This window comes from Ruminococcus sp. FC2018 (assembly GCF_000621805.1).
Classification (GTDB): Bacteria; Bacillota; Clostridia; order Oscillospirales; family Ruminococcaceae; genus Hominimerdicola.
Genome location: NZ_JHXH01000005.1, coordinates 1 through 12,005 on the forward strand (window position 1 = coordinate 1; position 12,005 = coordinate 12,005).

Here is a 12,005-nt window from a genome sequence, read left to right on the forward strand (position 1 = left end):
ATATTTGAAAGATACTCCAACTTGAAATACAAGTACGGAAACAGGCACTTTTGGTGCAGAGGATACTATGTTAGCACTGTTGGCGGAAATAAGAACGGAATAGCAAAGTATATACGAGACCAAGAGAAAGAAGATATGATGTATGATCAGATATCTTTTAAAGAGTACCAGGATCCGTTTAAAGATATAACAAAGTAGAAGATCAAGTAATGCGGTAGGTAGCTTTAGCGTATTACGTGCCCCTTAAGGGGCGGCTGGTGAAGTGCCCTTTTAGGGCTGTTATAAAACCACCGGCTTCGCCGGTGTGATATTTATTATTTTGCTCAAAAATCGGGTTTGCCGCTTATTTTGACGCTTATTGACGCTTACGGCTCCGCAAAGCCTATCCCTGCGCTGTTTGCGAGGCGTGCGATGATCCCGTTTGCCGGCGTGTTGCGATCTGTGCTGTCATTTATGCAAAAGAGAAGTGCTCCCCACTGTATGAGTTACAGCAGGGAGCGCTTTTGCATATTAAGTATCTACCGCCTTTCGTTTTTATGATTTTTGAATATATTTGTATTTCTCGTTCTGATCAAACTATCTCGAATCTGCAGCAGTTTCCGTCAAAGCTGCTGTTCCATCTGTTTGTTGTAAAGCTGAACCAGGTCTTTAAGCCTTCCCAGCCGACCTTCCAGAACTTGACTTCCTGATCGGATACCTTGCCGTTCTTGTCGAGCGTCAGGTTAGCGTCGATGTTGATGCCCCTGAAGATAGCGTCGGATTTATCTTCAAAACCGTTGAGAGAACTTGAGTAGCATTTGCTGAATGCCTTTGCAGTGATGATGTAGGTATCCTTCTTGATCTTAGATGTATCAAAGCCGTTCTCATTGAGCAGCTGACGGATCGTCTTGCCCTTGCTTGCTGCATAAGCTGCTATATCCTTAACATAATCGCCGGATATCTGACCTTCGACCACGTTATCATTGAACCAATCGACCTGCTTGTTGGCTTCCTTCTGGCTGTCGTCGCCTGCATTGCATTTCTTCGGGATCTCTTTGAAGTCCTGAGTGAAAAGATCAGCTTTAAGATTGATATTGCAAAGTCCGTGGTTTACGAGTGCGGTCTTGCTCTTGCTCCTGAATGTTTTTTCATACATTCCTGCAAATGTGGTGCTGTTGTCGTAACCGGACTCTTCTCTGAGAGTCATTGAGCGAACAAGTCCGTCCTTTCCGGAATTTACGTCGTAAGTGCCGTCCTTGTTTGCAATTACGCTGATTATATCATTGGAATCAAAGTCTATATTGATAGTCTTGGTGTCATCGAAGAACACGGAGATTATGCCGTATTTGTTCTTCCTTGATGTGTTGACCTGCTTGGTGTAGTACTTCTTTACCTTGTACTCGCCTGTAACGTGCTCGGAAACGGACTGGATCTCGTTGATGATCTCTTCGTCGCTTGCATCTATCTGGTCGAGATACTTACTGTTGATCTGTGCACGCATATCGTCTGAGAGATTGTTTACATAAAGCTGAGCCGAGAGGCTTTCAAGGATCGCTGTGCAGCCTGCGGTGTAGGTCTGAACGATAGCTTCGCAGACGGGCTTTGCCTTGACGATAGCCTCATTTGAGAACATTACGTTTGCACAGCTGTTGTTATATACTACGTCGAAGATCGAGGTATTGGTTCCGAGCGATGTGTCTGTGATGTAGGTGTTGAGCACGGTCAGAGACTTGTCGAAATTATCTTTCCATGCTTTGAATGATCCTGCGAGACTGCCTATCTTTGCGAGCTTGTCAACGTTTGAAAGAGTCTTGCTGTTCATGGTCTCGTTTATCTTCCTTGAAAAGTATTCAGCGTCAGCTTTGAAGTTAACGTAAGCGGTGTAGAACGCAGTCATATTAAGCTCGTTCTGGAGAAGATTCTTGATCGACTGCTCCATTTTGTCGATCTTTTCAAACAGCGTGTCGAGCTTGCTGTTTATCTCATCGAGCTTGAGCTGTGTCTGATCTACTGTGCCAACGTACGAATCGAGCAGACCTTCAAGTGCGGGAGTAAAGAACTTTGCGCCCGGGACTTCGTCGAGTATAGCAAAGATAGTCTTTGCAGTGATATCCTTGACTTTATTCATATCGTCATCAAGTATTATCTTGCCGTCTTCGATCCTGATCGACTTTTCTCCGCCGTCTGCTGCGGTACACATAGCTGTTCTTGTGTTCATATTAACGACTGCGTCTGTGTTTGCCGAAGCTGCTATTGTTGCGGCTGTTGTCATTACCATTACTGCTGCGAGCATCGAAGCGATCATTCTCTTGAATTTTCTGTTTGTCTTTCTTGTGTTTGTCATTGTTGTTTCCTCCTTGTTTGTTTTGTTGTTTTTGTTTGTGTTGTTGATGTTTGTTTTTGTGTTTTTCATTGTTGTTTCTCCTTTCGGTCTCGGGTTTTCCTTTTCTTTGATCTCAGTATATCATACAGACCTTGACAACTTCTTGACAGATTTTGATTTGACCGAATATTTTTTACGAGTTCTTTTTTGCTTTCTTTCTTCCGAAGAAGATAAAGTATCCGAACAGTACTGAGCCGATCGCAGTTGTGAAAATGCTTCTTGCAGATAAGAATTCCTTGTTCATGATCTGACCTGCTGCGAAATTTACTGCTATACAGATGAGAGCGAAGATGATAACGAATGCTGCGAACTTTACGATAGTTTTCTTGTTTGTGTTTTTCATAGTGATTACTCCTTTTCTTTTTTGGTTTTTGTTATTGTCTTTTGTTCTTTCGGGTCGTTCCCTTTTCTTTGACTTTAGTATATCACACCGATCTTGACAACTTCTTTACAAGCTCTTATGCTTTAAAAATTTTTTGTTTGTTCTTTCCGGTGTGTTCGGGGGGTGTTCCCTTTCTGTGATTACATAATAACATACAAACCTTGACAACATCTTGACAGAAAAAACTCTTTTTCAAAAAAACTGAAAAAATTTTTCCCGTGAAACAAATAAGCGCCCGCAAAGGCTTTATCTGCGCTGTTTGCGAGGTGCTTATCCATAAGCTTGATTGACAATCACGGGGCGGTATTGTATAATTGAACTGTGGGGTGATAGAGTGCATAAAAATCTTGAGCTGTTTGTGACATTTATGAAGATCGGAGCTTTCACATTCGGCGGAGGCTATGCGATGATACCGCTGATACAGCGTGAGGTCTGTGATAATAAAAAGTGGATGAAAGAGCAGGATATACTTGAGATCGTTGCGATAGCGGAATCAACGCCCGGACCGATAGCGATAAATGCGGCGACCTTTGTGGGCTTTCGCACGAGTGGGTTTCTCGGTGCTGCTCTTGCGACGCTGGGAGTAGTGCTTCCGTCGTTTCTTATCATATCGCTGATCTCGCTCGTTCTGACCGAATTTCAGAGCGTCAGAGCTGTTCAGTACGCTTTCATGGGGATCCGTGCAGCTGTGCTCGCACTGATACTCAAAGCGCTGTGGATGATGTTCAAGGCATCAAAGAAAAACGCCTTTTCATATTTCATAATGGCAGCCGTCCTTGTGCTTACGGCTTTTGTAAAAATAGATGCGGTCTATGTAATCATAGGCTGCGGTCTGTTCGGCTTGCTGTGGTCGCTTTTGATGAGAAAGGAGCATAGCGATGATACTGCTTGAACTGTTTCTCATCTTTCTGAAAATAGGTGTGTTCACCTTTGGTGGCGGATACTCGATGATAGCTATGATACAGTACGAAGCCGAGCAGCACGGCTGGCTTTCGCAGTCTGAGCTTGTGGATTTCGTGGCGCTCAGCGAGAGCACGCCCGGACCGCTTGCGGTGAATATGGCTACATTTGTCGGAATGAAAACAGGCGGTGTGCTCGGTGCGGTGCTTGCGACGCTTGGCGTGGTACTTCCGTCATTCGTTATAATCCTCATCATCGCAAAATGCTATGAGCGGTTCAAGACCAGTAAGGCGGTCGGCGGAACAATGTTGGGCATGAAGCCTGCCGTTGTGGGAATGATCGGCACAGCTTTGTTTTCCGTCGGACGAACGGTATTCTTCCCCGGCGGCTTGCAGGCGGACAGGTTCACACAGGCATCTTTCTGGGTGTTCCTCGGTATCTTTGCCGTGTCGGCTGTTCTTGTTTTCAAAAAGGTGAACCCGATAAAGATAATCCTGCTGTCAGCTGCTGTCGGCATCGGTGCAGGGTACAGCCTGAATTTGTAACGGATAAAACGATAACCGCCCGTGGGTTTAATGCTTGCGGGAATGATAATTGAACGGTGAGATAAAAAATCAGAGGAGATTTTTATTATGGAACTGTATGAAGCGATAAACAGCAGAAGAACTGTCAGAGATTTCGAGGCTGAGCCGATCCCTGCGGAAGTTCTGGAAAGGATCATAGAAGCCGCATTTAAAGCTCCCACTAATGACCATATGAGAGATTGGCATTATATTATCGTGCGGGATATAAATGTCACGGCAAAACTGCTGGACATCATACCCAAAGGAATATCCGACGAAGATATGCAAGCTTTGATAAATGATTGGAATCTGAGTGACAGCATACAGCAGGAGTGTTACCGCAATGCAGTTCCGAAGCAATACAGAATGCTGTTTGATGCATCAGCAGTTATCATTCCGCTTCTTAAACAAAAGACAGATCTGCTTCACCCTGATAATATATCACATCTGAATGGCTTTGCATCTATCTGGTGCAGCATAGAGAATATATTTCTTTGTGCAACAGCCGAAGGGTACAGCTGCAATCTGCGGATACCTCTTGGAAATGAGGCTGAACACGCAAGAAGTGTTCTTGGTTTCCCGAATGACTATTTTATGCCTTGCTTCATTGGCATAGGCAAGCCAAAAAGTGATATCGCACCTGTGAAACAAAAACAGATTGATATCAAGCAGCGAATACACTGGGATAGATTCTGATTTATCATACAAACGACAACTAAGAGGTGGCATATGCAACAGAAATTATCCATTGCGATACAGACATTGTATTCCACAAGGAAAGATAACCCCCACGCAATAAGAATGATGATACGGATGTGTGACCCGATAGAACGCTGCGTATTGTGCAGTGCTGTGGATATGACTATGCAGCGATATCCGTATTTCTGCGTTGAGCTTCGGAAAAAGGACGGGCGGTATGTATTTGCACAGAATACACGGCCTGTCGTTATCAGCGATACGCTCGAGGGTACACAGCTGAATTCGGAAGGCTCAAACTACCATATGATCGCTTTTTCCGCCGAGGACGACTGGATCGTTCTGGACGTGTTCCACGGTCTCACAGATGGTATTGGCGCATACGAAGTGATCCGCACATTACTGTACTATTATTGCTCACAGAGGTATGATGTGAAGCTGAGCAGAGAGGGTATCCGTCTTGCGGGAGATGAGATCTCCGTTGAGGAATGGGATGATCCCGTTGATGCTTTAAGCGGGCAGCCTGCTGAGATGCAAACGCAGATGTCGCCCGCTCTCGTTCTGACCGGGTACCCCGGGCTGCTCAATGACCATAAAAAGACCGTACACAGCATAGCTCTTTCAGAGGCGGAGTTCATGAGTTTCAACTCAGAACACAAGGGCAGTCCCGGAACGATGACAGCGCTGCTGCTGAGCCGTGCCATTGCAAAACTGCACCCGGAAGCTGCTGCACCGATCAGGATCATCGTGTGTGTAAACCAGCGAAAAGCGCTGAGAGCACCGCTTGCGCACCAGAGCCTTGTGGGATTTTCTGCACTGGAATATGACCGACAGCTGCGAAGTCTGCCTATCGGACAGCAGGTGACCGAATTCCGCAGGAGGGTGTTTGAACAGTCGGGTGACGAAGCGATCATGTCCTCGGTAAATGCTGCCGCCTCATTCGTAGGAATGCTTACAAATATGAAAACAGATGAGGAACGTCTTGAAGCAATGTCCGCTGCCGATGAAATGCTAAATGGAACTATGACTGCTGTGATAAGCTATGTCGGCAAAGCAGGATTCGGTGATGCGGAGAAGTATATCCGGGATTTCAGGACATGGACACGCTGCCCCGACAAGGGTATCATCGTCGAGATATCCGCCGTGAACGGACGGTTCATCATGGATATTATCCAGCCGTTTTCCGACCCTGTCTATGTGAACGGCTTTCTGCAGCAGCTGGAAGAAAACGGCGTTGCCTATGAGCATCTTGGTGTCAGGGAACTGACGCTGCCGAACATTAAGCTGCCCTGGAGCAAGTAATTGTGCCAAAAATAAAAGAGAGGTTCACTTCTGACGGTTTTCTGACGGGAGAGCCTCTCTTTGCTTGTCAGACGACTTTTTTGAGGTTTTTTCAAAAACCTCTTTTCTTTTTGACAAAAAAATGATATACTATACTAAATCAGACCTGAGAGAAAAGCAAGGTGAGATAATGAAAAAGAAAAACAAAAACAGAAAACTGCTGTTTCAGGTTGGCCTGGTGATGCTGCCTGTGTTTATGATACTCATTGCACTGGTATCATGGGTGATGTATACTACCACCGTCAACGGTATGCTCGAAACGCAGAGAGGCAATATGAAGAATATGCTCGAAGATACCTATGACAGCATTGTGGAAACGAGCCTGACAGGTTCGGAAACGGCAGATTGGTTTATTGAGCAATGGAAAAGCAACCCCGACATTTTGCAGCAGGAGATCACCGAAGAGGAAACGAAAAAATATATCGAATACATAAAAGAAAACAAAGACGGCATCAACTCAATCAAGTATCTTGAGCAGCTGCCGCAGGACATAAAGAGATGCTTTATCAAGGTCAAATATCAGACTGTTCAGCAGCTTCTGAAAGTCGAGGCGGATAAGCACTCATATCAAAGTGCGTTCTTCATCGGGCTGACTGATTCGGATATGGGTCTTGTGCTGTGCGAATACAAAGAGGACGGCAGCGAAAAGCAGTTCGGTGAGCGTTATGAGATCGACAAGTCAGAGCACCCTGCGATCGAAAAGCTGCAAAGCGGCAATGACGGAAAGATCGAGTTTGAGATGTCACAGGACTTTCCCGACAAGGCGAACTATTATCTTGCGTTCAAGCCGATAGTTGCCGGTGGAAAGACTATTGCAGCGATAGGCATTGCATACAACTGGGACGACCTTAAAAAGACGCTGGGTTCCTCGCTGATAATGGCATATCTGCTCGGCATCGGCGGCATCGTTGTCGCAATAGTCGTCATTCTCATCATATTCTACCGCAGGGCAGTAAGACCTGTCACGAGGATACAGAAAGCTCTGGTGAGATACACGGAGGATAAGGACAGTGCGAAGATCGTCAGCGATATGCTCGGCATCAGTGAAAGAAACGAGATCGGCTATCTTGCCGATGTTATCTCGGATATGTCGCTGGAAATAGACCGCTACACCAAGGAAAACCTCAGGGTGCAGAAGGATCTGTACGATGCAAAGGTGCAGATAATGGTGTCGCAGATACGACCGCACTTTATGTACAATGCACTGACATCTATCGCAATGATGTGCGAGCTTGACCCGATGACTGCGAAAAAGGCAACGATCGCCTTTGCGGACTATCTGCGGGGCAATATGGATTCGCTCAAGCAGACAAGACCCGTGCCGTTTGAAACGGAGCTTGAGCATCTGAAAAACTATCTTTATATTGAAAAACTGCGCTTTGATTATCTGCTGAACATTGAATACGACATACAGGCAACGGGTTTTGAACTGCCGCTGCTGAGCATACAGCCGCTCGTTGAAAACGCTGTCAAGCACGGCGTCGGAATGAAAAAAGGCGGAGGAACGGTGAAGATATCCTCTGTCGAAACGGACAGTGCTTTTGAAGTGATAGTTTCCGACGACGGCGTGGGATTTGATGTGAACGCTCCGAAAAAGGACGACGGACGTTCGCACGTCGGAATGGAGAATACAAAGAGACGTTTGAAAGAGATGTGCAAAGCTGACATCGTGATAACCAGCGAGGTCGGCAAGGGCACGACAGCTCGAGTGATAATACCCAAAAAGGAGGGCAAGGCAAATGAGGATACTGTGTCTTGATGATGAGCCGCTGGCACTGAGGATGCTTGAACAGGCGGTAAGACAGTCAAAGCCCGATGCGGACATATCGGCATATCTGGATCAGGACGAACTGCTCGAACAGACAAAGCAGGGAGGCTGCGACATTGCATTTCTTGACATACACATGCGTGGAATGAACGGTGTTGAGCTTGCAAAAAAGCTCAAAGAGCTGAACCCGAAGGTAAATATTATTTTTGTGACGGGTTTTTCCGAATACACGGGCGAGGCAATGGGTCTGCACGCAAGCGGCTACATAATGAAACCCGTCACTAAGGAAAAGGTAGACAAAGAGCTTTCAGACCTGCGTTTCCCTATCGTGCCGAAAAGCGATGCACTGCTGAGAGTGCAGTGTTTTGGCAATTTCGATGTGTTCCTGCCGGGCGGCGAACACGTCCGCTTTGAGCGCAGCAGGTCAAAGGAGATATTTGCCTACCTCGTTCACCGACAGGGAAGTTCCTGCAGCACCAAGGAGATAGCCGCTGTGCTTTTTGAGGACGAGCCATACGATACCAAGCAGCAGAACTATGTTCAGCAGCTTATCCACGCAATGATAAAAAGCCTCAAAGCTGTTGGTGCAGAGGAGGCGATAGTGCGCAGCTACAATGCACTTGCGGTCAACACAAAGGTGCTTGACTGCGATTACTACCGTTTCAAGGAGCTTGACGCAGGTGCAGTCAATTCGTTCCAGAACGAGTATATGAGCCAGTACTACTGGGCAGACTTTCTGTACGATGAAGATTTCTGATACTATAATTAAGGCACTCGTATCATTAAAGATGCGGGTGCTTTTTTGCACCTTTAAAAAAATATTCTATTTTTGAAACAGTATTAATATCTGTAAAGATGTTGTCAAGATGTGTATGCTATTATGTAATCACAGAAAGGGAAACACCCCAAGCAACACACCCAAAACCACAAAAACAAAAAAGTTTTTCAAAGCAGGAAAACTTGTAAAGAAGTTGTCAAGGTCGGTGTGATAAACTAAAGTCAAGGAAAAGGGAAAACCCCGAAAGAACAAAAGACAAAAACAAAAACGAAAAGGAGAAAACAGAATGAAAAACAACAACAGAACATTTGAAAATACAAACAACACCAACACAACAAAGGAGGAAACAAAAATGACAAACAACACAAGAAAGACAAACGGAAAAATCAAGAGAACCATCGCTTCGATGCTCGCAGCAGTAATGATAATGAGTACAGCTGCAACGACGACCGCTTTTGCGGCAGAAACGCAAGATTCCATTTCCACTCAGATCACCTCGACGGTAACGAACTACTTCAAGGACACATCCCTCGGATTTTTGAAAAATTCAGCACTGAAGGTCATCGGTCCTGAGCTGACAAAGGTTGGTCTGACACCGATACTCAATATGTATCTCGGCATTGAAGACGGTCCCTCCAATCAGGACATCCTCGACAAGATCGAAAAGAGCACCGCAGAGATCAAGGCTGAGATAGCAAAGGTTCTGGACGCTGCTAAGGAGCTTTCGACGCAGACAGCCAACTATCACCAGTTTCAGATGAACCAGCTCAAGGCGATCAACAGCAACATCGACACAAAAGATTTCAGAACACAGGCTGATACGGTCGCTGCGGATTTTGCACACGCTCTCAAGAGAATCGACGAGAACAAGGCTAATATCACCTGCGACGGCAGCGGTAAGATCAACAACACCACATACAAGGCGTACAAGGAGATCCTCGCAGACCCCAAGTGCAACGTAAGCTCCATGCAGGCAAACTTTGACGAGATGCTTCGCTTCCTCAAGGGTCAGCGTACCTCCAACAACAACGAAAACGGCTACCGTCAGCTTACCAATTATCTGATGGACAGGATCGTAGCAGCAGACCTTAACGAACACAGCTACACCAATACACCTGATTATAACGGCGGCATCGACGCTATCAACACAGAGATAAAGATCATGGAAGAGCAGGCTATAATGGACTTTGCGATCATCAACGTGCTCAACAGCATGCAGTGCAAGGTCAAGGAGTACGAGATCGACAACGGCATCATCACTGTCAACGAAGACGAAAGCCCATTTGCAAAATATGAAAACACAGCAACAAATCTTCAGAGCAGCCTTGTTGAGATGAACAAGATTTTCAAAGGTGTGCTCAAGGAGAACGAATCTCTCAAGGGCAAGTATATCACTGCTTACCTGTATGTAAAAGAGAAAGACAACACTGTGAAAAAAGGCTGCACATCCTTCATAGATGCGTGGTCACAGGGTATAGACAGCGGCTGCAGCTTCACCATCAATGTTACTAAGAGCGGTGAGGAGCTCGTTGCCGACAGCAAAAACGGCTTCAAGAGCGACAATAATGTAAAGGGCATCGGCAAGGACGGCGGATTCGTAGTTCCCGATGGAAAAAAAGTATATATCGACATGACAGGCTGGAGCAACGGCTTCAACGCACTGGCAAAGACCGACATGCACATCTTCACCGTTGGCAGCAACTCAGATTTCACCATCAGACACGCAAAATTTGAGGGCGGTGCAAATCACGTGTACGTTCCCGACAACGCAAAGAACGCAAAAGTCACGATCTACGGCTGCGGAATATATGACTCAAAGGGACCTGCTGTCCTCATCAGCACAAAGGCAGACAAGACCAACGTAAACGTACAGTGGAGCGAGTACTGGCATAAGGATAACGGCTTTGTCAAGAACAACAACAAGTCAAGCGTAGTTAAAGAAGAACACTGTAACCGCCTGTATGAATATTCTGAGCGTGGCGGCGAGTACTGGGGAACCTGATAAATGATCGGAAATAACAAACTGCATCAACAAAAGCGTCTGACATTGTTCGGACGCTTTTATATAGTTTTTTTTGACATTGAAAAAAGGCACAGTGTTCATTATCTGTCACATTATCGGATTCTGAACGCCATGAAGAATTCGTCGTTTTGACGAAACATACGGTCGTGGTTTCAAGATATTCTAAAGCGTTATAACACAAAGCGGAAAGAGGTATACTATCACAATAAATCAGTTGAGAACACTATGATCTGCATTACAAGCAACACGCACGGTGATTTCAGACGGGTGCAGGAATTCTGCCGCTGTTTCCGAACCCTGACGTTCTCTTCTTTTACGTAATGCCTTAATCGTGCACCGAAATTGCGTCTTATCAACACCATTAAAGAAATTGTGCAAGTGAGGACGTTTTTGTGAAAGGTAACAAAGTGCAGCTGTAAACAATTTCACTTTTATTAGCTGTTCGTATGTGTTACTACTAATGTAAGAGCATTTTGAACAAATACATATCCTTCGTTTTGTGCTATACGCTCAAATCTCCTGAACCCACTAACCGCAGCAAGCTGTCTTCGTCTATATTATCAGAAGCCTTTGACCGAAAGGGGTGCACTATGGATACTGCATTTGATATTGACAGCTTTATAGTCTGGCTGCTGACTCAGCTTGACTGCGATCACGACGAGGAACGTGAAGCACGGGTCTATAAAAGGGTATTTTCAGATTCCGAGGAGATAAAAAATGATGAACAACAATGAGATCACAACACTTGTTTTAAAAGCTAAAAACGGCGATAAAGCGTCGTTTGAAAAGCTGTACAAGGAGTTTTACACCAAGGTCTATTACTTTGCAAAGCAAAATGTTGCCGCCCCTGACATTGCTGAGGATATAACGGCGGAAAGGAGTATACTCTCAAAGGAATAATCAATGAGGAATATGACAACCGTATAGCTTCTGTCATCAGTTTTACAAGAGCAGAATATAGCCATTGAAAAAACAAGAAAGATTAATAAAACGATTATTCTATATCGATTTAACACTATAGTTTTCTCCTTTTTTTGCAATCTGAATATTATTATCCTTAATTTGTCAATATGGCGAAAAAGGAAATGATTCCATCCTTGTTCATTTTCATTGCATATTATTATCCGTAAGAACGCTAGCCTACTGTACCCTATTGGCTAAGTATTCTTCAGTTAGTCTTTCAGATCATTAC

At 45.1% G+C, this 12,005-nt stretch carries 12 protein-coding genes; 10 read left to right on the top strand and 2 right to left on the bottom strand.

Annotated features, from left to right (window positions below):
- The coding region (locus T494_RS0104470) for an IS200/IS605 family transposase (protein WP_028505267.1) at positions 1-198 on the top strand (198 nt) is incomplete at its 5' end.
- 373 nt (positions 199-571) lie between these two features.
- Here T494_RS0104470 and T494_RS0104475 read toward each other — a convergent pair.
- Together T494_RS0104475 and T494_RS0104480 are read right to left on the bottom strand one after the other, a co-directional pair.
- Entirely contained in the window at positions 572-2,392 is a 1,821-nt protein-coding gene (locus tag T494_RS0104475; RefSeq protein WP_028505268.1) for a hypothetical protein, read from the bottom strand.
- A gap of 103 nt (positions 2,393-2,495) precedes the next feature.
- Complete coding sequence (locus T494_RS0104480) at positions 2,496-2,705, bottom strand: hypothetical protein (RefSeq protein ID WP_028505269.1); 210 nt, start codon at positions 2,703-2,705, stop codon at positions 2,496-2,498.
- A 373-nt stretch (positions 2,706-3,078) separates the two neighbouring features.
- On the opposite strand from T494_RS0104480, the gene T494_RS0104485 reads away from it, so the two are divergent.
- The 9 genes from T494_RS0104485 to T494_RS0104525 all read left to right on the top strand — a co-directional run bounded on the left by T494_RS0104485 (position 3,079) and on the right by T494_RS0104525 (position 11,713).
- On the top strand, positions 3,079-3,636 hold the full coding sequence (locus T494_RS0104485) for a chromate transporter (RefSeq protein WP_028505270.1): 558 nt from the start codon (positions 3,079-3,081) through the stop codon (positions 3,634-3,636).
- Entirely contained in the window at positions 3,623-4,189 is a 567-nt protein-coding gene (locus tag T494_RS0104490) for a chromate transporter (protein WP_037343967.1), read from the top strand. Before T494_RS0104485 ends, T494_RS0104490 begins: the two co-directional genes overlap by 14 nt.
- 87 nt (positions 4,190-4,276) lie before the next feature.
- Positions 4,277-4,903 carry a nitroreductase family protein gene (locus tag T494_RS0104495; RefSeq protein WP_028505272.1) on the top strand — a complete coding sequence of 209 codons (627 nt, stop codon included), beginning with the start codon at positions 4,277-4,279 and terminating at the stop codon, positions 4,901-4,903.
- Between the two features lie 33 nt (positions 4,904-4,936).
- Positions 4,937-6,205 carry a hypothetical protein gene (locus T494_RS0104500; RefSeq protein WP_028505273.1) on the top strand — a complete coding sequence of 423 codons (1,269 nt, stop codon included), beginning with the start codon at positions 4,937-4,939 and terminating at the stop codon, positions 6,203-6,205.
- A 169-nt stretch (positions 6,206-6,374) separates the two neighbouring features.
- A complete protein-coding gene (locus T494_RS13355; protein ID WP_197021122.1) occupies positions 6,375-8,003 on the top strand; it encodes a histidine kinase in 1,629 nt (542 codons plus the stop codon).
- Positions 7,984-8,769, top strand: coding sequence for a response regulator (locus T494_RS0104510; RefSeq protein WP_028505274.1), 786 nt, complete (start codon positions 7,984-7,986; stop codon positions 8,767-8,769). The genes T494_RS13355 and T494_RS0104510 overlap by 20 nt, the downstream gene beginning before the upstream one ends.
- Positions 8,770-9,076: 307 nt before the next feature.
- Positions 9,077-10,792, top strand: coding sequence for a hypothetical protein (locus tag T494_RS0104515; protein WP_028505275.1), 1,716 nt, complete (start codon positions 9,077-9,079; stop codon positions 10,790-10,792).
- A 611-nt stretch (positions 10,793-11,403) separates the two neighbouring features.
- On the top strand, positions 11,404-11,547 hold the full coding sequence (locus tag T494_RS13785; protein ID WP_155984034.1) for a hypothetical protein: 144 nt from the start codon (positions 11,404-11,406) through the stop codon (positions 11,545-11,547).
- Complete coding sequence (locus T494_RS0104525; protein ID WP_155984035.1) at positions 11,531-11,713, top strand: hypothetical protein; 183 nt, start codon at positions 11,531-11,533, stop codon at positions 11,711-11,713. Before T494_RS13785 ends, T494_RS0104525 begins: the two co-directional genes overlap by 17 nt.
- The last annotated feature ends 292 nt before the right edge of the window (positions 11,714-12,005 follow it).